The 25,321-nt window shown below is 68.5% G+C and carries 19 protein-coding genes; 7 read left to right on the forward strand and 12 right to left on the reverse strand.

Annotation, left to right across the window (positions count from 1 at the left end; genetic code table 11):
* Positions 1 to 27 precede the first annotated feature (27 nt).
* Both DIE22_RS08110 and DIE22_RS08115 read left to right on the forward strand, forming a co-directional pair.
* Entirely contained in the window at positions 28 to 609 is a 582-nt protein-coding gene (locus tag DIE22_RS08110) for a YceI family protein (RefSeq protein WP_124498226.1), read from the forward strand.
* A 154-nt stretch (positions 610 to 763) separates the two neighbouring features.
* Positions 764 to 2,041 carry an MFS transporter gene (locus DIE22_RS08115; RefSeq protein WP_124604841.1) on the forward strand — a complete coding sequence of 426 codons (1,278 nt, stop codon included), beginning with the start codon at positions 764 to 766 and terminating at the stop codon, positions 2,039 to 2,041.
* 19 nt (positions 2,042 to 2,060) lie between these two features.
* Here the strand turns inward: DIE22_RS08115 and DIE22_RS08120 are convergent, their stop codons facing one another.
* The 6 genes from DIE22_RS08120 to queA all read right to left on the reverse strand — a co-directional run bounded on the left by DIE22_RS08120 (position 2,061) and on the right by queA (position 9,851).
* Complete coding sequence (locus tag DIE22_RS08120) at positions 2,061 to 3,611, reverse strand: S41 family peptidase (protein WP_124604842.1); 1,551 nt, start codon at positions 3,609 to 3,611, stop codon at positions 2,061 to 2,063.
* 160 nt (positions 3,612 to 3,771) lie between these two features.
* Positions 3,772 to 4,722 (reverse strand): protein translocase subunit SecF, encoded by a 951-nt coding sequence (secF, locus tag DIE22_RS08125; protein WP_124604843.1) that lies wholly within the window; start codon positions 4,720 to 4,722, stop codon positions 3,772 to 3,774.
* A gap of 16 nt (positions 4,723 to 4,738) precedes the next feature.
* On the reverse strand, positions 4,739 to 6,760 hold the full coding sequence (gene secD / locus DIE22_RS08130; RefSeq protein WP_124498230.1) for a protein translocase subunit SecD: 2,022 nt from the start codon (positions 6,758 to 6,760) through the stop codon (positions 4,739 to 4,741).
* A gap of 106 nt (positions 6,761 to 6,866) precedes the next feature.
* The gene (gene yajC / locus DIE22_RS08135) at positions 6,867 to 7,190 is read right to left on the reverse strand and encodes a preprotein translocase subunit YajC (RefSeq protein ID WP_124498231.1); all 324 of its coding nucleotides are present in this window, start codon (positions 7,188 to 7,190) and stop codon (positions 6,867 to 6,869) included.
* Positions 7,191 to 7,422: 232 nt separating this feature from the next.
* On the reverse strand, positions 7,423 to 8,610 hold the full coding sequence (gene tgt / locus DIE22_RS08140; protein WP_124498232.1) for a tRNA guanosine(34) transglycosylase Tgt: 1,188 nt from the start codon (positions 8,608 to 8,610) through the stop codon (positions 7,423 to 7,425).
* Positions 8,611 to 8,783: 173 nt separating this feature from the next.
* Positions 8,784 to 9,851 (reverse strand): tRNA preQ1(34) S-adenosylmethionine ribosyltransferase-isomerase QueA, encoded by a 1,068-nt coding sequence (queA, locus tag DIE22_RS08145; protein ID WP_124498233.1) that lies wholly within the window; start codon positions 9,849 to 9,851, stop codon positions 8,784 to 8,786.
* A gap of 167 nt (positions 9,852 to 10,018) precedes the next feature.
* On the opposite strand from queA, the gene recG reads away from it, so the two are divergent.
* The 5 genes from recG (at position 10,019) to ubiA (ending at position 18,085) form a co-directional block, all read left to right on the forward strand.
* The gene (recG, locus tag DIE22_RS08150; protein WP_124604844.1) at positions 10,019 to 12,367 is read left to right on the forward strand and encodes an ATP-dependent DNA helicase RecG; all 2,349 of its coding nucleotides are present in this window, start codon (positions 10,019 to 10,021) and stop codon (positions 12,365 to 12,367) included.
* Positions 12,368 to 12,504: 137 nt separating this feature from the next.
* Complete coding sequence (locus DIE22_RS08155) at positions 12,505 to 13,464, forward strand: LysR substrate-binding domain-containing protein (protein WP_124498235.1); 960 nt, start codon at positions 12,505 to 12,507, stop codon at positions 13,462 to 13,464.
* Positions 13,465 to 13,936: 472 nt separating this feature from the next.
* On the forward strand, positions 13,937 to 16,123 hold the full coding sequence (katG, locus tag DIE22_RS08160; RefSeq protein ID WP_124498236.1) for a catalase/peroxidase HPI: 2,187 nt from the start codon (positions 13,937 to 13,939) through the stop codon (positions 16,121 to 16,123).
* Between the two features lie 362 nt (positions 16,124 to 16,485).
* Positions 16,486 to 16,974: a non-specific DNA-binding protein DpsA gene (dpsA, locus tag DIE22_RS08165; protein ID WP_124498237.1), complete on the forward strand. Its 489-nt coding sequence runs from the start codon at positions 16,486 to 16,488 to the stop codon at positions 16,972 to 16,974.
* Positions 16,975 to 17,212: 238 nt separating this feature from the next.
* Positions 17,213 to 18,085 (forward strand): 4-hydroxybenzoate octaprenyltransferase, encoded by an 873-nt coding sequence (ubiA, locus tag DIE22_RS08170; protein ID WP_124498238.1) that lies wholly within the window; start codon positions 17,213 to 17,215, stop codon positions 18,083 to 18,085.
* A gap of 96 nt (positions 18,086 to 18,181) precedes the next feature.
* On the opposite strand, the gene proC is transcribed toward ubiA, so the two are convergent.
* From proC to DIE22_RS08200, 6 genes are all read right to left on the reverse strand, one after another.
* Positions 18,182 to 18,994, reverse strand: a complete 813-nt coding sequence (proC, locus tag DIE22_RS08175; protein ID WP_124498239.1) for a pyrroline-5-carboxylate reductase — start codon at positions 18,992 to 18,994, stop codon at positions 18,182 to 18,184.
* Positions 18,995 to 19,044: 50 nt separating this feature from the next.
* A complete protein-coding gene (locus DIE22_RS08180; protein ID WP_124498240.1) occupies positions 19,045 to 19,743 on the reverse strand; it encodes a YggS family pyridoxal phosphate-dependent enzyme in 699 nt (232 codons plus the stop codon).
* Between the two features lie 134 nt (positions 19,744 to 19,877).
* The gene (gene glcF, locus DIE22_RS08185) at positions 19,878 to 21,104 is read right to left on the reverse strand and encodes a glycolate oxidase subunit GlcF (RefSeq protein WP_124498241.1); all 1,227 of its coding nucleotides are present in this window, start codon (positions 21,102 to 21,104) and stop codon (positions 19,878 to 19,880) included.
* Positions 21,105 to 21,111: 7 nt separating this feature from the next.
* Positions 21,112 to 22,200 carry a glycolate oxidase subunit GlcE gene (gene glcE, locus DIE22_RS08190; protein ID WP_124498242.1) on the reverse strand — a complete coding sequence of 363 codons (1,089 nt, stop codon included), beginning with the start codon at positions 22,198 to 22,200 and terminating at the stop codon, positions 21,112 to 21,114.
* 168 nt (positions 22,201 to 22,368) lie between these two features.
* On the reverse strand, positions 22,369 to 23,862 hold the full coding sequence (locus DIE22_RS08195) for an FAD-linked oxidase C-terminal domain-containing protein (protein WP_124498243.1): 1,494 nt from the start codon (positions 23,860 to 23,862) through the stop codon (positions 22,369 to 22,371).
* A 38-nt stretch (positions 23,863 to 23,900) separates the two neighbouring features.
* The gene (locus DIE22_RS08200) at positions 23,901 to 25,310 is read right to left on the reverse strand and encodes an FAD-binding oxidoreductase (protein WP_124498244.1); all 1,410 of its coding nucleotides are present in this window, start codon (positions 25,308 to 25,310) and stop codon (positions 23,901 to 23,903) included.
* Positions 25,311 to 25,321 lie beyond the last annotated feature (11 nt).

Genomic DNA, 25,321 nt, shown 5'->3' on the forward strand with positions numbered 1-25,321 from the left:
CGCGGCGCTGTTCCAAGGAGAAAGCGTTTGAAAAAGCATCTGATCATCGCCGCGGGCGCGCTGGCCGCTTCGCTGTCGTTCTCGGCATTCGCCGACAGCGCGACGTACCAGTTCGACCCGAGCCACACGTACCCGAGCTTCGAGGCCGACCACTTCGGCGGCCTGTCGGTCTGGCGCGGCAAGTTCGACAAGTCGAGCGGCACCGTGACGCTCGACCGCGCGGCGAAGACCGGTACGGTCGACGTGACGACCGACGTCGCGTCGATCCACACGGGCAGCGCGAAGCTCGACGAGCACCTGCAGACGGCCGAGTTCTTCGACGCGGCCAAGTTCCCGCAGGCGAATTACAAGGGCACCATCAAGTTCGACGGCGACAAGCCGGTGTCGGTGGTCGGCAACCTGACGATGCATGGCATCACGAAGCCGGTCACGCTGAAGATCGACTCGCTCAAGTGCATGCCGCATCCGATGCTCAAGCGTGAAGTGTGCGGCGTCGATGCGGTCGGCGAATTCAGCCGCGACGATTTCGGCCTCGACTACGGCAAGCAGTACGGCTTCAAGATGAAGACGAAGCTGCTGATCACGGCCGAAGCCGTCAAGCAGCAGTAACGCGCCCGGCCGGGCCGGCCGCCGCGTGTCCGCCGCCGCGCTCCCGTTCTCCGGGGGCGCGGCGGTTTTTTTTGCGCGCCTATAATCGTCGGCACAGCTCGCGGCGCGAGAACGGACGCGTCGGACAGAACGTATAACGACAAGGAGATCGCCGATGCACGCCGTCACGCAGTCCAGCTCCATTGCCACGTCGCCGCGCGTGTGGCGCGCGGTGGTCGCCGCGTCGATCGGCAACGCGCTCGAGTGGTTCGACCTCGTGGTCTACGGCTTCTTCGCGGTGACGATCTCGAAGCTGTTCTTTCCGGCCGGCAACGACACCGTGTCGCTGCTGCTCACGCTCGGCACGTTCGGCGTGTCGTTCTTCATGCGCCCGCTTGGCGCGATCGTGCTCGGCGCGTACGCCGACCGCGCGGGCCGCAAGGCCGCGCTCACGTTGTCGATCCTGCTGATGATGGCCGGCACGCTGGTCATCGCAGTGCTGCCGACGTACCAGACGATCGGCGTCGCGGCACCGCTGATCCTCGTCGCCGCCCGGTTGATGCAGGGCTTCTCGGCCGGCGGCGAATTCGGCAGCGCGACCGCGTTCCTGGCCGAGCACGTGCCGGGCCGGCGCGGCTTCTTCGCGAGCTGGCAGGTCGCGAGCCAGGGCCTCACGACGCTGCTCGCGGCCGGCTTCGGCACCGTGCTGAACGCGCAGCTCACGGCCGGCCAGATGGCCGCGTGGGGCTGGCGCATCCCGTTCTTCTTCGGGCTGCTGCTCGGGCCCGTCGCGTACTACATCCGCTCGAAGGTCGACGAGACGCCCGAATTCCTCGCGGCCGAAAGCACCGCGAGCCCGTTGCGCGACACGTTCGCGTCGCACAAGGCGCGGCTCGTCGCCGCGATGGGCGTGGTGGTGCTCGGCACCGTCGCGACCTATCTCGTGCTGTTCATGCCGACCTACGGCGTGAAGCAGCTCGGCCTCGCGCCGTCCGCCGCGTTCGCGGCGATCCTCGTCGTCGGCGTGATACAGATGGCGTTCGCGCCGCTCGTCGGCCACTGGTCGGATCGCTACGGCCGCGTGCGCGTGATGCTCGCGCCGGCGGTCGGCATTCTCGTGCTGATCTATCCGGCGTTCGCGTACCTGGTCGCGCATCCGGGCTTCGGCACGCTGATCGCGCTGCAGGTGCTGCTCGCGGTCCTGATGACCGGCTATTTCGCGGCGCTGCCGGGCCTGCTGTCCGAGGTGTTTCCGGTGCAGACGCGCACGACCGGGATGTCGCTCGCGTATAACGTCGCGGTGACGATCTTCGGCGGCTTCGGGCCGTTCATCATCGCGTGGCTGATCCGCGCGACCGGGATGAAGACCGCGCCGAGCTTCTACCTGATGTTCGCGGCCGTGCTGAGCCTCGCGGCGCTGGTCGTGTTGCGCCGGCGGTTCGGGTTCCGGTGATCGGGCGCGCGGCGGCGCGTCAGTCGTCGCCGCGCGCGCATACCGGCGGCGCCGGCATCAGTCGCGCGGGCGCGTTGATGGTCTGCACGGGCCGGCCGGCGAGCGCATTGAGCGCCTGCCGGAGCTGCCAGTCGGCAGCCGTGCCGAATTCGCGCTGCGGCAGCGCCGCGCTCTTCGCCGTATCGACTTTGGCCCGCACGCGCTGCTCGCGCAGTGTCTGCCGCGCCTTGCGTACCGGCGCGAACGGATCGGGCGCCTGCCGGTCCGCATACGGCGCGCGGGCGAGATCGACTTCGCGGTACCACAGCAGCACGCCGTCGACGTCCGAGTCGCGGCGCGGCGGCACGAGCCAGTCAGGCACGACGCCGTAGCCGTCCATCGGGCAGCCGTTCGGCCGCAGGTTGCGCGCGAACGTGAAATTCAGGCGCGTGCCGTCGATCAGGTCGACGCCGGTCTGCGCGAGCCCCTTCCCGTAGGTCGGCATCCCGAGCAGCCGCGCGCGGCCGAGATCCTTCAGGGCCGCCGCGGTCGCTTCGGCGGCCGACGCGCTCTGTCCGTCCACGAGCACGACGAGCGGCACGGTGCGCCACCAGTCGTCGGCCTGCAGCGGCGCGAGCGGATCCTGGCCGTGCATGACCGGCAGTTCGTAGTCGGGCCAGCTGGTCGTGAAGCGGCGGCGCTTCGTGCCGTCGCGCTCGAGCGTCACCATCGCGGTGCGGTCGCGCCCGGCGAACAGCGCGGTGATGCCGATCGCCGCATTGAGCGCGCCGCCGCCGTTGATGCGCAGGTCGAGGATCACGCCTGTCACCGGCGGCCCCGCGCGGCGCGCGGCCTGCACCGCGTCGATGGTGTTGCCGACCGCCGGCTCCGGGAAGCTCGACAGCCGCGTGTACAGGATGTCGCCGGCGAGCCGCCTGGCGGTCGCCGGGTGCGGCCTGACGATCGCGCGGACCGGCGCAAAGGTGAGCGTTGCATGGTTCGGGCCGCGCCGGACCGTGAGCTTCAGCGGCACGCCCGCGTCGCCCTGCGCGAGTTTCACGACCTCGCTGCTGTCGAGGCCGACGACGCTCGTGTCGTTCATCGCGACGACGAGATCGTCGGGCCGCACGCCGGCCTGCTCGGCGGGCGCGTCGGGGATCACGTCGATGATGTGCAGCCCGTCGGGCCGCGTCTCGAACACGATGCCGATGCCCGGCGTGCCGTCGCGCGCGCGGCGCTCGTCGTCGAGCTGCTGCTGGCGCTCCTTCGCGTTGAAGAAGCGCGCGTACGGCAGCGTCCTGATCCCGTCGTGCACGGTGGCGTCGAGCAATGCGCCGAGGTCGACGTCGGTCAGGTGCTGCCTCTTCAACACTTCGACCGCGGCCTTCAGTTCGCAGAGCTGCGGTTCCCAGTCGGGCGGGCAGGGCGAGGGTTGCGATGCGGCGGCAGGCGGGGAGGCAGGCAGGGAGGCGGTCGGCGCGGACGCGGATTGCGCGCGGGCGGCCGATGCGCATGCAACGAACGCAGCTGCGGCGGCTGCACCGGTACTCCAGGCGACGATGTGACGAACGACACGCGTGGCAGGCATCATGAGGACCGCGGCTTCGACGAGTGGCGGGCGGGATGGTGACGCGATTGTAGCCGACGGCCCGCGCCATCGCGCCCGGGGGAAGAGGGGAGCGGCTCGCGCATGAAAAAAGGCCGGTCCGCGAGGGACCGGCCTTCCGGGATCAGCCGAAACGGCGCGGCGCTTAAACCTGCGCGCCCGCGTTCGGATCGTCCGGGTCGTGCGCGGTCTTCTTGTCCTTGATCAGGTCTTCGCGCTTGATGCCGAGCCACATCGCGAGCGAGCCCGCGACGAACACCGACGAGTAGATGCCGAACATGATGCCGACCGTCAGCGCGAGCGCGAAGTAGTGCAGCGTCGGGCCGCCGAAGAAGAACATCGACAGCACCATCATTTCCGTCGACGTGTGCGTGATGATCGTGCGCGACATCGTGGTCGTGATCGCATGGTTGATCACTTCCTGCACGCTCATCTTGCGTTCGCGGCGGAACGTCTCGCGGATCCGGTCGAAGATGACGACCGACTCGTTGACCGAGTAGCCGAGCACCGCGAGGATCGCCGCGAGCACCGCCAGCGAGAACTCCCACTGGAAGAACGCGAAGAAGCCGAGAATGATCACGACGTCGTGCAGGTTGGCGATGATGCCGGCGACTGCATATTTCCACTCGAAGCGGAACGACAGGTAGATCACGATGCCGATCACGACGCACGCGAGCGCGAGCAGGCCGTCGGTCGCGAGTTCCCGGCCGACCTGCGGGCCGACGAACTCGACGCGCTGCAGCGACACGTCGGGGCTCTGCGCCTTCAGCGCGCCCATCACCTGGTCGCTCTGCTGCGCGGACGTGAGGCCTTCCTTCAGCTGCAGGCGGATCAGCACGTTGCGCGACGTGCCGAAGTTCTGCACCTGCGCGTCGGCGTAGCCGAGCTTGCCGAGCGTCGCGCGCACGGGTTCGAGTTCCGCGGCCTGCTGGTACTGCACCTCGATCACCGTCCCGCCGGTGAATTCGACGGACAGGTGCAGCCCGCGGTGGAACAGGAAGAACACGGCGGCGAGGAACGTGACCAGCGAGATCACGTTGAACACCAGCGCGTGCCGCATGAACGGAATGTCTTTACGGATGCGGAAAAATTCCATGATCGTCTCCGGGGCCTTATTGGGTCGAGCCCGGTTTCTTCGGCGACACGCCTTGCTGCGCGCGGTTGCGCAGCTGCGGCTTGCCGGTGCGCGGCGCGTTGCCCTTCGCGGGCGCGGCGAGCTTCGCGGCGCGCGCGGTGTCGGTCGATTCGTCCACATCGGCGAACGATGCGCCGGCCGCGGCGCCTTCCGGCTTCCACACCTGGCCGATCGCGAGCGACTTCAGCTTCTTGCGGCCGCCGTACCAGAGGTTGACGATCCCGCGCGAGAAGAACACCGCGGAGAACATCGACGTCAGGATACCGAGGCAGTGCACGATCGCGAACGCGCGAACCGGGCCCGAGCCGAACGCGAGCAGCGCGAGGCCGGCAATCAGCGTCGTGACGTTCGAGTCGAGAATCGTCGCCCACGCATGCGCGTAACCGGACTGGATCGCGAGCTGCGGCGGCTGGCCCGCGCGCAGTTCTTCACGCACGCGCTCGTTGATCAGCACGTTCGAGTCGATCGCCATGCCGAGCGCGAGCGCGATTGCCGCGATACCCGGCAGCGTCAGCGTCGCCTGCATCAGCGACAGCACGGCGACGAGCAGCAGCAGGTTCACCGACAGGCCGATCACCGAGACCACGCCGAACAGCATGTAGTACGCGATCATGAACACGGCGATCGCGCAGAAGCCCCAGATCACCGAGTGGACGCCCATCTTGATGTTGTCCGCGCCGAGGCTCGGGCCGATCGTGCGTTCCTCGATGATGTCCATCGGCGCGGCGAGCGAACCGGCGCGCAGCAGCAGCGCGAGGTCGGCCGCGGCCTGCGGCGTCGGCTGGCCCGTGATCTGGAAGCGGTCGCCGAGTTCGGACTGGATCGTCGCGACCGTCAGCACTTCGCCCTTGCCCTTCTCGAACAGCACCATCGCCATCGGCTTGCCGATGTTCTCGCGCGACACCGCGCGCACCGAGCGGCCGCCCGCCGAATCGAGGCGGATGTTGACCGACGGACGCTGGTGTTCGTCGAAGCCGGCCGACGCATCGATGATGCGGTCGCCGGTGAAGATCACGTCCTTCTTCAGCAGCACGGGCGCCTGGTTGCCCTGCGTGAACAGCTCCTCGCCCGGCGGCACCGGGTCGTTCGGGTTCGGGTGCGTGTTGATCGGATCGGCGAGGCGCGCCTCGAGCGTCGCGGTGCGGCCGATGATGTCCTTCGCCTTCGCGGTGTCCTGCACGCCAGGCAGTTCGACGACGATGCGGTCGCTGCCCTGCTGCTGCAGGATCGGCTCGGACACGCCGAGTTCGTTCACGCGGTTGTGGAGGGTGGTCAGGTTCTGCTTGAGCGCGGCGTCCTCGACGGCCTTCTGCACGGCCGGCGTGAACGTGCCGACGACCTGCGTGCCGCCGCCGCCGGGCTGGGTCGCCCATTGCAGTTCGGTGACCGACGCGGCGAGCACCTTGCGGGCGTCTTCGGCCGTCTGCGCGTCGCTGAAGTTGACGACGACGGACTGGTCGACGCGGCTCACGCCGCCGTCGCGGATGTTCTTGTCACGCAGCAGCGTGCGTGCGTCGGTCGCGTCGGAGTCGAGCTTCTTCGTGAGCGCGCCCGTCATGTCGACCTGGAGCAGGAAGTGGACACCGCCGCGCAGGTCGAGGCCGAGATACATCGGCAGTGCGTGCAGCGCGGTCAGCCAGCGCGGCGACGCGCTCTGCAGGTTCAGTGCGACGACGAACTGCGGATCGTTCGGATCGGCGTTCAGCGACTTCTGCAGCAGGTCCTTGACGCGCAGCTGCGTATCGGTGTCCTTCAGGCGCACGCGGATGTTCGCGTTGGACGCCGTGTTCTCGAAGGTGACGTCGTCCGGCTTGATCTGCGCGGACGCGAGCGCGGATTCGACCTGGGTCAGCGTGGTCGAGTCGAGCTTGACCGTGGCCTTGCCGCTCGACACCTGCACCGCCGGCGCTTCGCCGAAGAAGTTGGGCAATGTGTACAGAAGGCCGATGGCGAGCGCCACGACCATCACGACATATTTCCAGAGTGGGTAACGATTCATGAGGGGGCCGAACGGGTGGTTGGCGTGAAAGCGTCGCGTCCGGCGCCGCGGCGGCCCGCTCTCTCAGGCGGGCACGGCGCGGGGAGCCGGACGCTCGGTGAAAGCCTTACAGCGACTTGATCGTGCCCTTCGGCAGAATGGTCGTGACGGCAGCCTTCTGCACGGTGATTTCGGTGCCTTCGGCGATTTCGATGCCGATGTAGCCTTCGGTGACCTTCGTCACCTTGCCGACGAGGCCGCCGCTCGTGACGACTTCGTCGCCCTTCGCCATGGCCGCGAGCATGTTGCGGTGTTCCTTCTGGCGCTTCATCTGCGGACGAATCATGATGAAGTAGAGCACCGCGAACATCAGGATGAGCGGCAGGAAGCTCATCAGGCTCGATTCGGCGCCACCGGCACCTTGCGCGAAGGCATTGGAAATGAACGGCACGTTGGTCTCTCCGTAGGGGAAGATCGAAAAATAAGCCGGTTATTCTACCACCGGCCCCATGCGCAAACGGCGCAGCAAATGCGCTTGCGGATCAAGCCGTTAAGCGCGAAACGACACCATTGCGACTCGTTTGGAAAGGCAATTGTAATGTTTGGCGGTCGTGACCGGCACCCGGAACGCATTATTTAGTACACGTCCTGTGTGACGGGCCGCGGTGCGGGCCGCCGGCCCGTCAGTCGACCCCTCTCGCGCGATCCTCCGCGAAGCGCTGGCGGAACGCGTCGAACGTATGGGTCTCGATCGCGTCGCGAATCTCGCTCATCAGCTGCAGGTAGTAGTGCAGGTTGTGGATCGTGTTGAGCTGCGCACCGAGGATTTCGCCGACGCGGTGCAGGTGATGCAGATAGCCGCGCGAGAAGTTCCGGCACGTGTAGCAGGCGCAGCTCGCGTCGAGCGGCTTCAGCGCATTCTTGTGCGTCGCGTTGCGGATCTTCACGTCGCCGAAGCGCGTGAAGAGCCAGCCGTTGCGCGCGTTGCGGGTCGGCATCACGCAGTCGAACATGTCGATGCCGTTCGCGACGCCCTCGACCAGGTCCTCCGGCGTGCCGACGCCCATCAGGTAGTGCGGCTTGTTGGCCGGCAGCTTCGGGCCGACGTGCTGCAGCACCCGCATCATGTCTTCCTTCGGCTCGCCGACCGACAGCCCGCCGATCGCGAGGCCGTGGAAGCCGAGCGCCGACAGGCCCGCGAGCGATTCGTCGCGCAGGTCCTCGAACATCCCGCCCTGGACGATCCCGAAGAGGGCATTCGGGTTGCCGAGCCGGTCGAACTCGTCGAGCGAGCGCTTCGCCCAGCGCAGCGACATGCGCATCGACTCGGCCGCTTCCTTGTGCGTGGTCGGCACGCCGTTGGTCGCGTACGGCGTGCATTCGTCGAACTGCATCACGATGTCGGAGTTCAGCACCTTCTGGATCTGCATCGACACTTCCGGCGACAGGAACAGCTTGTCGCCGTTGATCGGCGAGGCGAACGTCACGCCGTCCTCGGTGATCTTGCGCAGGTCGCCGAGCGAGAACACCTGGAAGCCGCCCGAGTCGGTCAGGATCGGCTTGTTCCAGCCCATGAAGCCGTGCAGGCCGCCGTGCGCGTCGATCGTGTCGAGGCCCGGGCGCAGCCACAGGTGGAACGTGTTGCCGAGGATGATCTGGGCCTTGATCTCGTGCAGCTCGCGCGGCTGGATCGCCTTCACGGTGCCGTAAGTGCCGACCGGCATGAAGATCGGCGTCTCGACCACGCCATGGTTGAGCTTCACGCGGCCGCGGCGTGCATGGCCGTCGGTCGTCAGCAGTTCGAATTCGAGCCCGTTGGCGGGGCGGTCCTGCACTTGGGCGTGCGTATCGTGGGATGAACCTTCGGTCATCGCGTCATGCTCCTTGCCACCGGAAAACAGTCCGGCGCATGTTGAAAAGCGCCGCCGGGGTGCCGGCGACGGAAAAAACGAGTGCGCGTCATCGTCGCGCGCGGTGCGGCCGGGCGGAGCCCGTCCCCGATCGGCGCCGCGGCGGCCGTACGCGATGCCGCGCATGGCCGCGCTTACGCGCGCGGCGCCTCCGGCGTGTCGCGCCGCGTGAGCAGCATCGCGTCGCCGTAGCTGAAGAAGCGGTAGCGTTCGTCGATCGCGTGCCGGTACGCGGCGCGGATCGTCTCGACGCCCGCGAACGCGGACACCAGCATCAGCAGCGTCGACTTCGGCAGGTGGAAGTTCGTGACGAGCCGGTCGACGACCCGGAAGCGGTAGCCGGGCGTGATGAAGATGTCGGTCTCGGCCTGCGCCGCCGCGAGCGGGCGGCCCGCTTCGTCGGCGCTGCGCGCCGCGGCTTCGAGCGCGCGCATCGACGTCGTGCCGACCGCGATCACGTTGCCGCCGCGCGCGCGGGTCGCGGCGATCCGGTCGACGAGCGACTGCGGCAGGTCGTACCACTCGCTGTGCATCCGGTGCTCGGCGATGTTCTCGACGCGCACCGGCTGGAACGTGCCGGCGCCCACGTGCAGCGTCAGCGTCGCGCGCTCGACGCCCATCGCGTCGAGCCTGTCGAGCAGCGGCTGGTCGAAATGGAGCCCGGCCGTCGGCGCGGCGACCGCGCCCGGGTTGCTCGCGTAGACGGTCTGGTAGCGCGTCTCGTCGGTCGCGTCGGCGTCGTGCTCGATGTACGGCGGCAGCGGCAGGCGGCCGTGCTGCTCGATCAGCGTGAGGCACGGCGCCGGGAAGTGCAGCGTGAAGAACGGCTCGACGCGCTCGCCGACCGTCACGTCGAACGCGTCGGCGAGGCGCAGCGTCGTGCCGGCGCCCGGCGACTTGCTCGCGCGGATCTGCGCGAGCGCCGTGTGCGTGCCGGTCACGCGCTCGATCAGCACCTCGATCTTGCCGCCGCTGGCCTTCTGGCCGAAGAACCGCGCCTTCAGCACCTTGGTATCGTTGAACACGAGCAGGTCGCCGGGCGCGATGCACGACGGCAGCTCGGCGAAGCGGCGGTCGACGAGGCGCGCGGGCTCGACGGTGCCATCGACCTCGAGCAGGCGGCTCGCGGTGCGGTCGGGCAGCGCGGTTTGCGCAATCAGCTCGGGCGGCAGATTGAAATCGAAATCGGAAAGCGTGAACATGCGGGCTGGTTCGAAACGGCCGGCGGGCGCCGCCGACAGGGCGGAAACGCATGAATGGGGCGCGCGAGCCGCTATGATGGCGGGATGCGCGGCCTGGCCGGCGTCGTTCGTTCGGACGACGTGAAAGCCGCTATTGTACTTGCCTTGCGAAGCACCCAGACGATCCGATGCCTGTGTCACCACGCCGTTCCGCCGCCGCCGTTGCCGATTCCGCCGATCCGTTCGACGCGGACGATGCCGCGTTACCCGCGCGAAGCGCGGGAGAGCGCGGTTCCGTGGAGCGCGCCGCGCCGCGTCGCGCGGGCCCGAAGCGCGGCGCGGACGGGCGGCTCGCGCAGCCGGCCGCCGCCGCACCCGACCTCGAAACGGGCGCGGGCGGCGACGAAGCGGGCGCGGCAGGGGCGTCGGGTGCAGCCGGCGCAAAGCGCAAGAAGAAGCCGGCCGCCGACAAACCCGTGAAGACCGTCGACAAGCTCGCGAAGCTCGGCCTCACGCGCTCGATCGACCTCGTGCTGCACCTGCCGATGCGCTACGAGGACGAAACCACGCTCACGCCGATCGGCGAACTGCTGCCGGGCGGCATCGCGCAGACCGAAGGCGTCGTGTTCGACAACGAGGTCGCGTACCGGCCGCGGCGCCAGCTCGTCGTGAAGATCCAGGACGACGACGGCGAGCAGCTCGTGCTGCGCTTTCTCAATTTCTACGGCTCGCAGGTCAAGCAGATGGCCGTCGGCCAGCGGCTGCGCGTGCGCGGCGACGTGCGCGGCGGCTTCTTCGGGATGGAGATGGTGCATCCGGCGGTGCGCGTCGTCGAAGCCGATGCGCCGCTGCCGAAGGTGCTCACGCCCGTCTATCCGAGCACGGCCGGCGTGTCGCAGGCCTATCTGCGCAAGGCGATCGAGAACGCGGTCGAGCGCACGCCGCTGCCCGAGCTGCTGCCGCCCGAGATCCAGCGTGACTACCTGAAGCCGCTCGACGTGCCGTCGCTCGAGCAGGCGGTGCGCATCCTGCACCACCCGCGCGTCGATTCCGACGAAGCCGCGCTGATGGACGGCTCGCATCCGGCGTGGACGCGCATCAAGTTCGAGGAACTGCTCGCGCAGCAGCTGTCGCTCAAGCGCGCGCACGAGGAGCGCCGCACGCGCGCGGCGCCCGCCATGCCGCGCCGCGCCGCCGCCGATGCCGACGCGCTGACGACGCGCCTCTACGCAGCGCTGCCGTTCACGCTGACCGGCGCGCAGTCGCGCGTCGTCGACGAGATCGCGCACGACCTCACGCTCGCGCACCCGATGCAGCGGCTGCTGCAGGGCGACGTCGGCAGCGGCAAGACGGTCGTCGCGGCGCTGGCCGCGGTGCAGGCGATCGACGCCGGCTACCAGGCCGCGCTGATGGCGCCGACCGAGATTCTTGCGGAACAGCACGCGCGCAAGCTGCGCGCGTGGCTCGAGCCGCTCGGCGTCACGGTGGCGTGGCTGGCGGGCAGCCTGAAGGCGAAGGAGAAGCGCACGGCGATCGAGGCCGCGGCGCTCGGCACCGCGCAGCTCGTGATCGGCACGCACGCGATCATCCAGGACACCGTCGAATTCGCGCGGCTCGGCCTCGTGATCGTCGACGAGCAGCACCGCTTCGGCGTCGAGCAGCGTCTCGCGCTGCGCGCGAAGGCCGCGAACGCGGCCAACGGCGCGCGCGATTTCCAGCCGCACCAGCTGATGATGTCGGCCACGCCGATTCCGCGCACGCTCGCGATGACCTATTACGCGGATCTCGAGGTGTCGACGATCGACGAGCTGCCGCCGGGCCGCACGCCGGTGCTGACGCGCCTCGTCGGCGACGCGCGGCGCGAGGAGGTGATCGCCCGCGTGCGCGAGGCCGCGCTGACCGGCCGCCAGGTGTACTGGGTGTGTCCGCTGATCGAGGAGAGCGAGACGCTGCAGCTGCAGACGGCCGTCGAGACCTACGAGACGCTGGCCGCCGCCCTGCCCGAGCTGAAGGTCGGGCTCGTGCACGGGCGGCTGGCGCCGGCCGACAAGGCGGCCGTGATGGAAGCCTTCACGCGCAACGACGTGCAGCTGCTCGTCGCGACGACCGTGATCGAGGTCGGCGTCGACGTGCCGAACGCGTCGCTGATGGTGATCGAGCACGCGGAACGTTTCGGCCTCGCGCAGCTGCACCAGCTGCGCGGCCGCGTCGGGCGCGGCACCGCGGCGTCGGTGTGCGTGCTGCTGTACACGGGCCCGCTGTCGCTCACCGGCCGCGAGCGGCTGAAGACGATGCGCGAGACGACCGACGGCTTCGAGATCGCGCGGCGCGACCTCGAGATCCGCGGCCCCGGCGAATTCCTCGGCGCGCGCCAGTCCGGCGCGGCGATGCTGCGCTTCGCGAACCTCGAGACGGACGGCTGGCTGATCGATCCGGCCCGCGACGCGGCGGCGCGACTGATCGCCGCGTATCCCGAGGTGGTCACGCAGCATCTCGCGCGCTGGCTCGGCGCACGGGAGCAGTATCTGAAGGCTTGATTCGCGCCTTCGGGGTCGGATTTAAAACCGCCATTCAGCGCGTAATCAGCGTATCGCGATGCAGAGAAACTTGGCGAACCGGTGCCAACGGGTGTATAAATTAAACCTATCGCATGCATATCCCTGATTGACCCACAATGACCCTGACTGAACTGAAGTACATCGTCGCGGTCGCGCGCGAGCGGCATTTCGGTCGCGCGGCCGAAGCATGCTTCGTGAGCCAGCCGACGCTGTCGGTGGCGATCAAGAAGCTGGAAGACGAGCTCAACGTGCAGATTTTCGAGCGCGGCGCGAGCGAAGTGAGCGTGACGCCGATCGGCGACCAGATCGTCACGCAGGCGCAGCGCGTGCTCGAGCAGACCTTCGCGATCAAGGAGATCGCGAAGCAGGGCAAGGACCCGCTCGTCGGCCCGTTCCGTCTCGGTGTGATCTACACGATCGGGCCGTACCTGCTGCCGACGCTCGTCAAGCAGATGATCCAGCGCGTGCCGCAGATGCCGCTGATGCTGCAGGAGAATTACACGCTGAAGCTGCTCGAACTGCTGAAGCAGGGCGAGATCGACGCCGCGATCATGGCGCTGCCGTTCCCCGAAACCGGCCTGATGGTGCGGCCGCTGTACGACGAGCCGTTCGTCGTCGCGCTGCCGGCAGGACACCCGTGGGAGAAGCGCGACGAGATCGACGCCGAGGATCTGAAGCAGGAAACCATGCTGCTGCTCGGCAACGGCCACTGCTTCCGCGATCACGTGCTGGGCGTGTGCCCGGAGCTGATGCGCTTCTCGCAGACGGCCGACGGCATCCAGAAGACCTTCGAGGGCTCGTCGCTCGAGACGATTCGCCACATGGTCGCGAGCGGCGTCGGCATCACGGTGCTGCCGCGGATGTCGGTCGCCGAGATCGGCCCGCGTGCGAACGGCCCCGACGCCGAGCTGCTGTCGTACGTGCCGTTCAACGAGCCGGTGCCGGATCGCCGCGTCGTGCTGGTGTGGCGCAAGAGCTTCACGCGGATGCCCGCGATCGATGCGATCAGCGAGGCGATCGCTGCGTGCGATCTCCCGGGCGTCGCGAAGCTCGACATGCCGGCGACGATGAACTGAGCGCACCGCGGCATGCATGCGTGACGGCACGATGAACGGGGCCTTGCGGCCCCGTTTATTTTTTCCTATCGCATAGATGAAATTTATCAAATTCAAATATTAGATAGATTGACCTAGAATTCTCCTCATGGATCGGCGTGCGGATCGAACGCACGATCCGCACGCTGAATGCAAGCGTCAAAGGAGGATGTCATGATGCGGTCGGTATTGCAGCATGCGCAGCGGAACATCCCGCCGCGCAACGAGGTCGTAAATCGTGCCAGGGCGGCGGCCCGCAGCCTGCGCCCGATTGCGTTCGCGTACCTGGCGGACCGTGTATACGGTGGATGAGTGCCGCCGCACGCCGGTCCGGTGTTCCGCACCCGACACCCCGCGGCACGACAGAACCACCCCGTTCCGTTTTATTCCCCGCAAGGCTCCACGAACCGCGTCCGGCAAGTGGGGGCCTACGAGCAAGTAAAGGAGAAAAAGCATGTCGACCGAATCGAAATGTCCGTTCAACCATACGGCGGCCGGCGGCCCGTCGAACAAGGACTGGTGGCCGAACCAGCTGAACCTCGACATCCTGCACCGGCACTCGGCGCTGTCCGATCCGATGGACAAGGATTTCGACTACGCGCAAGCGTTCAAGAAGCTCGACCTCGCGGCGGTGAAGCGCGACCTGCAGGCGCTGATGACGACGTCGCAGGACTGGTGGCCGGCCGACTTCGGCCACTATGGCGGCCTGTTCATCCGGATGGCCTGGCACAGCGCCGGCACGTACCGGACCGCCGACGGCCGCGGCGGCGCGGGCGGCGGGCAGCAGCGCTTCGCACCGCTGAACAGCTGGCCGGACAACGCGAACCTCGACAAGGCGCGCCGGCTGCTGTGGCCGATCAAGCAGAAGTACGGCCGCAACATCTCGTGGGCCGACCTGCTGATCCTGACCGGCAACGTCGCGCTCGAATCGATGGGCTTCAAGACCTTCGGTTACGGGGGCGGCCGTGTCGACACATGGGAACCGGACGACGTCTACTGGGGTTCGGAAAAGATCTGGCTGGAACTGAGCGGCGGCCCGAACAGCCGTTACTCGGGCGACCGTGATCTCGAGAACCCGCTCGCGGCCGTGCAGATGGGCCTCATCTACGTGAACCCGGAAGGCCCGGACGGCAACCCCGACCCGGTCGCGGCGGCACGCGACATCCGCGAGACGTTTGCGCGGATGGCGATGAACGACGAAGAGACGGTCGCGCTGATCGCCGGCGGCCACACGTTCGGCAAGACGCACGGCGCGGGCCCTGCATCGGACGTCGGTGCCGAGCCGGAAGCGGCGGGCATCGAGCAGCAGGGTCTCGGCTGGAAGAGCGCGTACGCATCGGGCAAGGGCCGCGATGCGATCACGAGCGGCCTCGAGGTCACGTGGACGTCGACGCCGACGAAGTGGAGCAACGACTTCTTCAAGCACCTGTTCAGCTACGAATGGGAACTGACGAAGAGCCCGGCCGGCGCGCACCAGTGGGTCGCGAAGGGCGCCGACGAAGTGATTCCGGATGCGTTCGATGCGTCGAAGAAGCATCGCCCGACGATGCTGACGACCGACCTGTCGCTGCGTTTCGATCCGGCCTACGAGAAGATCTCGCGCCGCTTCTACGAGAACCCGGCCGAGTTCGCCGACGCGTTCGCGCGCGCCTGGTTCAAGCTCACGCACCGCGACATGGGGCCGCGTGCGCGCTATCTCGGCCCGGAAGTGCCGGCCGAGCAACTGCTGTGGCAGGACCCGATCCCGGCCGTCGACCACACGCTGATCGATGACGCGGACGTCGCGGCGCTGAAGGCGATGGTGCTCGCGTCGGGCCTGTCGGTTGCGCAGCTCGTGTCGACCGCATGGGCGTCGGCCTCGACGTTCCGCGGTTCGGACAAGCGCGGCGGCGCGAACGGTGCGCGCATCCGCCTGGCGCCGCAGAAGGACTGGGACGTGAACCAGCCGGCCGCACTCGCGAAGGTGCTCGAGACGCTCGAAGGCGTGCAGAAGGCGTTCAACGCCGCGCAGACGGGCGGCAAGAAGGTGTCGCTCGCCGACCTGATCGTGCTGGCCGGTGCGGCCGGCGTCGAGCAGGCCGCGAAGGACGCGGGCGTGACGGTGACGGTGCCGTTCGCACCGGGTCGGATGGACGCGTCGCAGGAGCAGACCGACGGCGAGGCGATGGCCGTGCTCGAGCCGGTTGCGGACGGTTTCCGCAACTACCTGAAGCACGCGTACCAGACGCCGGCCGAAGCGCTGCTGGTCGACAAGGCCCAGCTGCTGACGTTGACGGCGCCGGAGATGACCGTGCTGGTCGGCGGCCTGCGCGTGCTCGGCGCGAACGTCGGCGACTCGAAGCACGGTGTGTTCACCGATCGCACGGGCACGCTGTCGAACGACTTCTTCGCCAACCTGCTCGACATGGGCACGGAGTGGAAGGCGGTGTCGGACGCGAACGACGTGTTCGAAGGGCGTGATCGTGCGACGGGCCAGGTCAAGTGGACCGGCACGCGCGTCGACCTGATCTTCGGTTCGCACTCGCAGCTGCGTGCACTGGCCGAGGTGTATGGCAGCGCGGATGCGAACGAGAAGTTCGTGCGCGATTTCGTCGCGGCCTGGAACAAGGTGATGAACCTCGACCGCTTCGACCTCGCGTGAATGTCGTGATGCGTTAGCGCAGTCACGTTGCAACGTGAAACGGCCGGTCGCACGACCGGCCGTTTTTTCTTCCGGTTCAAGGTCTTGTCGAAGGAGTGACGACCATGACGCACATGATGCTGACCATGCGCGCCGCGTTCGCGGCGCATCGTCGGTTTCGCGATCGTCATCGGCGGTGCGGCCGAGCTGGCCGCGCAGGCGCTGCACGCGCTCGCGCCGATCGTCTCGGGTGCCGGCGGCTGAGCGCAGGGATTGGCCTGCCGCGCTAGACTGGCGAGTCGCGAACGGATGCCGCGCGACGCGGCATGCGGATTGCTCGACGCACTTCGCCGGTTCAACGTTTCGAATGAGGAGTCCCGAAGATGGCCAAGAAAGGCAACGCCACGCAGATCAACATCGGCATCAGCGACAAGGACCGCAGGAAGATCGCGGACGGCCTGTCGCGCCTGCTTGCCGATACGTTTTCGCTGTATCTGAAGACCCACAACTTCCACTGGAACGTCACGGGGCCGATGTTCAATACGCTGCACCTGATGTTCGAGGAGCAGTACAACGAACTGTGGCTCGCGGTCGACTCGGTCGCCGAGCGCATTCGCACGCTCGGTGTCGTCGCGCCGGGCACGTTCGCGGATTTCGCGAAGCTGTCGTCGGTGCCGGAAGCGAACGGCGTGCCGGCAGCCGAAGAGATGATCCGCCAGCTCGTCGAAGGGCACGAAACCGTCGTGCGCACCGCGCGCGATATCTTCCCGATCGCCGACGCGGCGAGCGACGAGCCGACCGCCGACCTCTTGACGCAGCGCCTGCAGACGCATGAAAAGACCGCGTGGATGCTGCGGTCGCTCCTCGCGTAAGTCGGTGCGGCCGGTCCCGCGCCATGCGGCCGGCACGAGCGGGTGTCCGACCTCGGACCGGGGCCGGGTACCACCTGCCAGGCATCTGTCCCTTGATTGACGCGCGGGATTGCCCGGCCGCCTGCAGCGGGCCCGGGCGGGCCGCGCGCGCAGCGGCACCCGGTCGCGGGCCGTCCCGACATGACGCGGACGGCCGCTCGGCTCTAAAATGCCGGGGTTATCTTCCCGGTGCTTCGCCATGCTTGCCCGCTTTCCCCTGTATCTGCGGCTCGTCCGGATGGACAAGCCGATCGGCAGCCTGCTGCTGCTCTGGCCGACGCTCAACGCACTGTGGATCGCGTCGGACGGCCATCCGCGCTGGCCGCTGCTCGTGATCTTCGTGCTCGGCACGCTGCTGATGCGCTCGGCCGGCTGCGCGATGAACGACTATGCCGACCGCGATTTCGATCGCCACGTGAAGCGCACGGCCGACCGGCCGCTGACGTCGGGCAAGATCCGCGCATGGGAAGCCGTCGCGATCGCGGTGGTGCTGGCGTTCATCTCGTTCCTGCTGATCCTGCCGCTCAATACGCTGACGAAAGAGCTGTCGGTCGTCGCGCTGTTCGTCGCCGGCTCGTATCCGTTCATGAAGCGTTTCTTCGCGATTCCGCAGGCGTATCTCGGCATCGCGTTCGGCTTCGGCATCCCGATGGCGTTCGCGGCCGTGCAGGACACGGTGCCGATGCTCGCGTGGGTGATGCTGGTTGCGAACATCTTCTGGTCGGTCGCGTACGACACCGAATACGCGATGGTCGACCGCGACGACGACATCAAGATCGGCATTCGCACGTCCGCGCTCACGTTCGGCCGCTTCGACGTCGCGGCCGTCATGCTGTGCTATGCGGTGACGCTCGGCATCTACGTGTGGATCGGCGTGACGCTCGGCTTCGGCCTCGCATACTGGGCCGGCTGGGCCGCGGCGGTCGGCTGCGCGCTGTATCACTACACGCTGATCAAGGGCCGCGAGCGGATGCCGTGCTTCGCGGCGTTCCGGCACAACAACTGGCTCGGCGGCGTGCTGTTCGCGGGGATCGCCGCGCACTACCTGCTGGCGGGTCCGGCGGGCAACTGAAACGGCTGCGCGCCCCCGGCGCGCGATGCCAACAAAAAAGCGGCCGAGGCCGCTTTTTTGTTGCCGGTGCCGTAAGCACGGCGAAGGTCGCTGCCCTTACGCGCGGCCGAGCTCGTCGCCCATTTCCTTCGCACGCGCCTCGGCTGCGAGCGCGCCGCGCACGATCGCTTCCTTCACGCCCTGCGCGTCGAACGACGCGAGCGCGGCGGCCGTCGTGCCGCCCTTCGACGTCACGCGCTCGCGCAGCACGCTTGCCGGCTCGCCCGATTGCGCGGCGAGCTGCGCGGCGCCCGCGAACGTCGCGACCGCGAGCGCGCGGCCCTGTTCGTCGTTCATGCCGAGGCGGCGCGCGGCTTCCTGCAGCGCTTCGATGAAATAGAACACGTAGGCCGGACCGCTGCCCGAGATCGCCGTGACCGCGTCGAGCTGCGCTTCGTCGTCGAACCACACGATCTCGCCGACCGCGCCGAGCACGTTCGATGCAAGCTCGCGACCGGCCGCGTCGACGCCCGGCAGCGCGGCGAGACCCGTCACGCCCATGCCGACGAGCGCGGGCGTGTTCGGCATCGTGCGCACGACACGCGCGTAGTCGCCGAGCCAGCGGGCGAGGTCGGTGCCGCGGATGCCGGCCGCGATGCTGATCACGAGCTGCGATTTCAGATGCGGCGCGAGCGCCTGCGCGACGTCCTTCAGCACCTGCGGCTTCACCGCGAGCACGATCGCGTCGTAGTCCGCGAGCGTCGCGTCGACGGCCGCGCCGGTGCGGATGCCGAATTGCTGCGCGGCGCGCGCGCGGGCGTCCTCGTTGACGTCGATGGCATACAGGCCGTCAGCCGCGACGCCGCGCTTGATCAGGCCGCCGATCAGGGCCGCGGCCATGTTGCCGCCGCCGATGAATGCGATTTTCATGATGTCCGATTGAGCAGGTGAGTGAACGGAAAGGCGGAAAAGGGCGGCGCTCAGTGCGAATAGTCGCGTGCGCCGAAGATTGCGGTGCCGACGCGCACGATCGTCGCGCCTTCGAGCACCGCGGCTTCGAGATCGGCGGACATGCCCATCGACAACGTGTCGAGCGGCAGGCCTTCCGCACGCAGCGTATCGAACAGCGCACGCAGCGCACGATGCGGCGCGCGTTGCGCGTCGGTATCGCCGGCCGGTTCGGGAATCGCCATCAGGCCGCGCAGGCGCAGCATCGGCAGCGCGGCGACCGCGCGCGCGACCTCGGCCACGTCGGCCGGCGCGACGCCGCTCTTCGACGCCTCGCCGCTGATGTTCACCTGCACGCACACGTTGAGCGGCGGCAGGTGCGCGGGGCGCTGTTCGGCGAGGCGCTGCGCGATCTTCAGCCGGTCGACCGAATGGACCCAGTCGAACCGCTCGGCGACCGGGCGCGTCTTGTTCGATTGCAGCGGCCCGATGAAATGCCATTCGAGCCCGGCGCGCAGATCCGCGAGCGCGTCGATCTTGTCGATCGATTCCTGCACGTAGTTTTCGCCGAACGCGCGTTGTCCGGCCGCATGGGCGGCGCGCACGTCGTCGGCGGGAAACGTCTTCGACACGGCGAGCAGCGTGACGGTGGCGGGATCGCGGCCGGCCGCGCGGGCGGCGTCGGCGATGCGGCGGTGAACGGAGTCGAGACGGGCGGCGAAATCGGACATGACGGGCACGGAAGCAGGCACGGGAAGCGAATGCGGCGGCGAATACCGCGGCGGATGCGGCACGGCACGCGCCGCATCGATTCGCTCATTATACGGACGGGATGCCGTGCGCGACCGGCCGGGCCGGCGCCGCGCTAGCCGTACAGCAGATGCTCGACGAGCTGGATCCAGTGCACGACCGGAATCTGCGTGCCGCTTTGCAGATGCGCGATGCAGCCCACGTTGCCGGACACGATCATTTGCGGCTCGAGTGCCTGCAGCTTCAGCAGCTTCTGCTTGCGCAGCCGGTACGACAGCGACGGCTGCGTCAGCGAATAGGTACCGGCCGACCCGCAGCACAGATGGCTGTCGGCCGGCAGCCGCACCTCGATGCCGAGCGTCTCGAGCAGGCGCTCGACCTTGCCGCGCGACTGCTGGCCGTGCTGCAGCGTGCACGGCGGGTGGTACGCGACCGTATGGATCGCGCGGCGCCGCGCGAGCGTCGCGATCTCGGCCTCGAACGCGAGCAGCACGTCGGAGATGTCGCGCGTGAGCGCGACGATGCGCCGCGCCTTCTCCGCATAGGCCGGATCGTCGCGCAGCAGGTGCGCATATTCGAGCACCGTCGCGCCGCAGCCCGATGCGTTCATCACGATCGCTTCGGCGCCTTGCTCGACATACGGCCACCATGCATCGATGTTGCGGCGTGCGTCGGCGAGCGCTTCGTCGTGATAGTTCAGGTGCAGGCGGATCGCGCCGCAGCAGCCCGCGTCGGGTGCGACGATCGTTTCGACGCCGAGCGCGTCGAGCACGCGCGCGGTCGCGATGTTGATGTTCGGCAGCATCGACGGCTGCACGCAGCCGCCGAGCATCAGCATCTTGCGCGGATGCGTGCGCTGTGGCCATTCGAGCAGCCTCGTGCGCGGCGGCACCTTGTCGCGCAGCCGCTTCGGCAAGAGCGGCCGCACGTGCTGGCCGAGCCGCATGAGCGGCGAGAACAGCGCCGCGTTCGGCACGACGCTCGCGAGCAGGCGGCGCACGAGCCGCTGCTGCACGGGGCGCTGCACTTGCGCCTCGACGTGCTTGCGGCCGATTTCGACGAGCCGGCCGTACTGGACGCCCGACGGGCAGGTCGTCTCGCAGCTGCGGCAGGTGAGGCAGCGGTCGAGGTGCTGCTGCGTGCTGCGCGTGACCGGCGCGCCTTCGACCATCTGCTTGATCAGGTAGATACGCCCGCGCGGGCCGTCGAGTTCGTCGCCGAGCAGCTGGTAGGTCGGGCACGTCGCGGTGCAGAAGCCGCAATGCACGCACTTGCGCAGGATCGCGTCGGCCTCGTCGCCGTCGGGCGTGTTGCGGATGAAATCGGCGAGGTTCGTTTGCATCGAGCCCTCAGAGATCGGGGTAGAGCCGGCCGCGGTTGAAGATGCGCGCGGGATCGAACGCAGCCTTCAGCCCGCGGTGAATTTTCATCAGCGGCGCGGGCAGCGGCGTGAACACGCCCGCGCTGCGGTCGTAGGACTCGCCCGCGCGGAACAGCGTCGCATGGCCGCCGGCCTGCTTCGCGCTCATGCGTACCGTCTGCGCATCGGCGTCGGTGATCCACCAGCGCTGCGCGCCGCCCCATTCCATCAGCTGGGTGCCGGGCAGGTGCATCGGTTCGGTGATCGACGGCAGCGCGAGGCGCCACAGCGCATAGCCGGGCGGGATCCCGTTGAAGAACGGGTCGGTGTGCTCGCGCACGCCGGCCCAGAAGCGTTCGGCCTCGACCGCGTCGACGACTTCGCCGCCGAGCAGCGTCTTCGCCGATTTCACGGCGGCCTCGGCCCCCGACAGCCGCAGCACCAGCGTACCGTTGCGCCAGGCGCTCGCGCTGACGGGCAGCGGATGGCCGCCCCATTCGTTGAGCTTGCGCACCGCGTCGGTCGCGGTCATCTCGAACTTCAGCGTGACTTCGGCGACCGGCACGGGCAGCACCTTGATCGACAGGTCGAGCATCAGCCCGAGCGTGCCGAGCGCGCCGGCCATCAGCCGCGACACGTCGTAGCCGGCCACGTTCTTCACGACCTGCCCGCCGAAGCGCAACACTTCGCCGCGGCCGTTCATCAGCGTGACGCCCAGCACGAAATCGCGCGGCGCGCCGCAGGCCGCGCGGCGCGGGCCCGCGAGGCCGGCCGCGATGCAGCCGCCGACGGTGGCCGCGCGGCCGAAGTGCGGCGGCTCGAACGGCAGCATCTGGCCGCACTCGTCGAGGACGGTTTCAAGCTGCGCGAGCGGCGTGCCCGCGCGGACCGTGACGACGAGTTCGGCCGGGTCGTACGACACGATGCCCTGAAACGCGCGCGTGTCGAGTATTTCGCCGTCCAGCGCCTGGCCGTACCAGTCCTTGGTGCCGCCGCCGCGAATCCGCAGCGGCTGACCGTCGGCACTGGCGGCGCGAATGCGCTCGGCCCATCCGGCGACGATGTCGTCCTCTTCCATGTTCTGTTGCTGCCTCGTCTTGTTGTCCGGTCGATTGTACCGGGGTGGCGCGAATCCACATCGCGACTATCCCTAAGCCCCGTATCACGAAGGCATGCAGGCACCGCCGCGCGCACGGCCGACGCGCGGGCAGGGCGATACGTCGCGGCCCGCGCAACCGCGCGGCGCTCAGAAGCGCGGCAGGTCGGGGTGCGGCAGCAGCCCGCCGCGCACGTGCTGGCGACCGTACTCCGCGCAGCGCGCGCGGGTCGGGATGCCCTTGTCGGGATTGAGCAGCCCGGCCGGATCGAACGCGCGCTTGACCGCGAAGAACGCATCGCGCTCCTGCGGCGAGAACTGTACGCACATCGAGTTGAGCTTTTCGATGCCGACGCCGTGCTCGCCCGTCACGCTGCCGCCGAATTCCACGCAGCATTCGAGGATTTCCGCGCCGAACTGCTCGGCGCGGTGCAGCTCGTCCGGATCGTTCGCGTTGTAGAGGATCAGCGGATGCATGTTGCCGTCGCCGGCATGGAACACGTTGATGCAGCGCAGCCCGTAGCGCGTCTCGAGCTGCTCGATGCGCGCGAGCAGCGGGCCGATCGCGCGGCGCGGCACGGTGCCGTCCATGCAGTAATAGTCGGCGGAAATGCGCCCGGCGGCCGGGAACGCGTTCTTGCGGCCCGACCAGAAGCGCAGCCGCTCGCTTTCGTTGCGCGACACCTGGATGCGCGTCGCGCCGTGCTCGCGCAGCACCGCCGTCATGCGGACGATCTCCTCCGCGACTTCTTCCGGCGTGCCGTCCGATTCGCACAGCAGGATCGCCTTCGCGTCGAGGTCGTAGCCCGCGTGCGTGAACGCCTCGACGGCCTGCGTGGCCGGCTTGTCCATCATCTCGAGCCCGGCCGGGATGATGCCCGACGCGATGATCGCGGCGACCGCCTCGCCGCCCTTCACGACATCGTCGAAGCTCGCCATCACGAGCTGCGCGGTCTGCGGTTTCGGGATCAGCTTCACCGTGACCTCGGTGACGATCGCGAACATCCCTTCGCTGCCGATCATCACCGCGAGCAGGTCGAGGCCCGGCGTATCGAGGCCGAGCGAACCGAATTCGACGATCTCGCCGTCGATCGTGACCGCGCGCACGCGCATCACGTTGTGCACGGTCAGCCCGTATTTCAGGCAGTGGACGCCGCCGGAATTTTCCGCGACGTTGCCGCCGATCGTGCAGGCGATCTGCGACGAAGGATCGGGCGCGTAGTACAGCCCGTACGGTGAGGCGGCTTCCGAAATCGCGAGGTTGCGCACGCCGGGCTGCACGGTGGCCGTGCGCGCGTACGGATCGACCTCGACGATGCGCGTGAAGCGCGCGAGCGACAGCACGACGCCGTTCGCGACCGGCAGCGCGCCGCCGGACAGGCTCGTGCCCGCGCCGCGCGGCACGATCGGCACTTCCATGCGGCGGCAGATCTGCACGATGCGCTGCACCTGCGATTCGGTTTCGGGCAGCGCGACCGCGAGCGGCAGCCGGCGGTACGCGGACAGGCCGTCACACTCGTACGGCGCGGTGTCTTCGTCACGGAACAGCAGGCAATGCGTCGGCAGCACGGCCATCAGCGCCTGCACGACTTCGCGCTGGCGCTGCGCGCGAGTCGCGCTCGACAGTTCGACGGAAGCGTTCATGGGGTCTCCTGCGGGCGGCGCAGCGGCGCGCCGGCGTGTCAGCACGTGAAGATCTTGCCGGGATTCATCAGGTTGCGCGGATCGAGCGCGAGCTTGATCGCGCGCATCGCGTCGATGGCATGCTCGCCGTGCTCCTTCGGCAGGAAGCGCATCTTGTGCAGCCCGACGCCGTGCTCGCCCGTGCAGGTGCCGCCGAGGCGCAGCGCGCGTTCGACGATCCGGTCGTTGATGCGCTCGGCTTCGTCGAGTTCCTCGGGCTTGTCGGGATCGATCAGGATCGCGACGTGGAAATTGCCGTCGCCGACGTGGCCGACGATCGGGCAGGGCAGCGACGATGCGCGCAGGTCGGTTTCGGTCTCCTCGACGCACGCGGCGAGTTGCGAGATCGGCACGCACACGTCGGTCGTCACCGCGCGGCAGCCGGGTTTCAGCTGCAGCATCGCGAAGTACGCGTTGTGGCGCGCGGCCCAGAGCCGCGTGCGGTCCTCGGGGCGGGTCGCCCATTCGAAGCCCTGGCCGTGATTCTGGCCCGCGAGCGCCTGCACGAGCTCGGCCTGTTCCTTCACGCCGGCTTCGGTGCCGTGGAATTCGAAGAACAGTGTCGGCGCTTCGGCGAGCGTCAGGTTCGAGTGGCGGTTGATCGAGCGCACCGCGAGCGCGTCGACGAATTCGACGCGCGCGATCGGCACGCCGATCTGGATCGTCTCGATCACGGTGCGCACCGCGTCGCCCATCGACGGGAACGTGCAGATCGCGGCCGACACGGCTTCGGGCAGCGGATGCAGGCGCAGCGTGATCTCGGTGATCACGCCGAGCGTGCCTTCGGAACCGACGAACAGGCGCGTGAGGTCGTAGCCGGCCGACGACTTGCGCGCGCGCGAGCCCGTCTTCACGACGCGGCCGTCGGCGAGCACGGCGGTCAGGCCGAGCACGTTCTCGCGCATCGTCCCGTAGCGCACGGCGTTGGTGCCCGATGCGCGGGTCGCGGTCATGCCGCCGATGCTGGCGTCGGCGCCCGGATCGATCGGGAAGAACAGGCCGGTGTCGCGCAGCGCCTCGTTGAGCGCCTTGCGCGTGATGCCCGGTTCGACCGTGACGGTCAGGTCTTCGGCGTTGATCGACAGCACGCGGTTCATTTCCGACAGGTCGAGCGATACGCCGCCGCGCACGGCGAGCAAGTGGCCTTCGAGCGACGAGCCGGCGCCGTACGGGATCAGCGGCACGCTGTAGAGCGCGCACAGCGACACGACTTCGCGGACTTCATCGGCGCTGTGCGCGAACACGACGGCGTCGGGCAGTTGCGGATCGAACGGCGATTCGTCGCGGCCGTGATGGGCGCGGACGGCGTCGGCGGTCGACACGCGCGCGCCGAAGGCGGCGCGCAGCGCGTCGAGCATCGCGGGCGGGAGGGGGCGGCGCGTGGCGGCTGGCGGGGCAGCGTGATTCACGAATGTCTCCT

It is taken from the genome of Burkholderia sp. Bp9142 (assembly GCF_003853415.1).
Lineage (GTDB): Bacteria > Pseudomonadota > Gammaproteobacteria > Burkholderiales > Burkholderiaceae > Burkholderia.

What these genes read in the sequence shown, in the direction of transcription:
- DIE22_RS08120 (WP_124604842.1), bottom strand. Translation starts at nt 3,611, where the DNA reads ATGATGCCTGCCACGCGTGTCGTTCGTCACATCGTCGCCTGGAGTACC.
- dpsA (WP_124498237.1), top strand. Translation starts at nt 16,486, where the DNA reads ATGGCCAAGAAAGGCAACGCCACGCAGATCAACATCGGCATCAGCGAC.
- DIE22_RS08180 (WP_124498240.1), bottom strand. Translation starts at nt 19,743, where the DNA reads ATGTCCGATTTCGCCGCCCGTCTCGACTCCGTTCACCGCCGCATCGCC.
- glcE (WP_124498242.1), bottom strand. Translation starts at nt 22,200, where the DNA reads ATGGAAGAGGACGACATCGTCGCCGGATGGGCCGAGCGCATTCGCGCC.
- DIE22_RS08195 (WP_124498243.1), bottom strand. Translation starts at nt 23,862, where the DNA reads ATGAACGCTTCCGTCGAACTGTCGAGCGCGACTCGCGCGCAGCGCCAG.
- glcF (WP_124498241.1), bottom strand. Translation starts at nt 21,104, where the DNA reads ATGCAAACGAACCTCGCCGATTTCATCCGCAACACGCCCGACGGCGAC.
- DIE22_RS08115 (WP_124604841.1), top strand. Translation starts at nt 764, where the DNA reads ATGCACGCCGTCACGCAGTCCAGCTCCATTGCCACGTCGCCGCGCGTG.
- DIE22_RS08155 (WP_124498235.1), top strand. Translation starts at nt 12,505, where the DNA reads ATGACCCTGACTGAACTGAAGTACATCGTCGCGGTCGCGCGCGAGCGG.
- secD (WP_124498230.1), bottom strand. Translation starts at nt 6,760, where the DNA reads ATGAATCGTTACCCACTCTGGAAATATGTCGTGATGGTCGTGGCGCTC.
- queA (WP_124498233.1), bottom strand. Translation starts at nt 9,851, where the DNA reads ATGTTCACGCTTTCCGATTTCGATTTCAATCTGCCGCCCGAGCTGATT.
- katG (WP_124498236.1), top strand. Translation starts at nt 13,937, where the DNA reads ATGTCGACCGAATCGAAATGTCCGTTCAACCATACGGCGGCCGGCGGC.
- secF (WP_124604843.1), bottom strand. Translation starts at nt 4,722, where the DNA reads ATGGAATTTTTCCGCATCCGTAAAGACATTCCGTTCATGCGGCACGCG.
- proC (WP_124498239.1), bottom strand. Translation starts at nt 18,994, where the DNA reads ATGAAAATCGCATTCATCGGCGGCGGCAACATGGCCGCGGCCCTGATC.
- ubiA (WP_124498238.1), top strand. Translation starts at nt 17,213, where the DNA reads ATGCTTGCCCGCTTTCCCCTGTATCTGCGGCTCGTCCGGATGGACAAG.
- recG (WP_124604844.1), top strand. Translation starts at nt 10,019, where the DNA reads ATGCCTGTGTCACCACGCCGTTCCGCCGCCGCCGTTGCCGATTCCGCC.
- tgt (WP_124498232.1), bottom strand. Translation starts at nt 8,610, where the DNA reads ATGACCGAAGGTTCATCCCACGATACGCACGCCCAAGTGCAGGACCGC.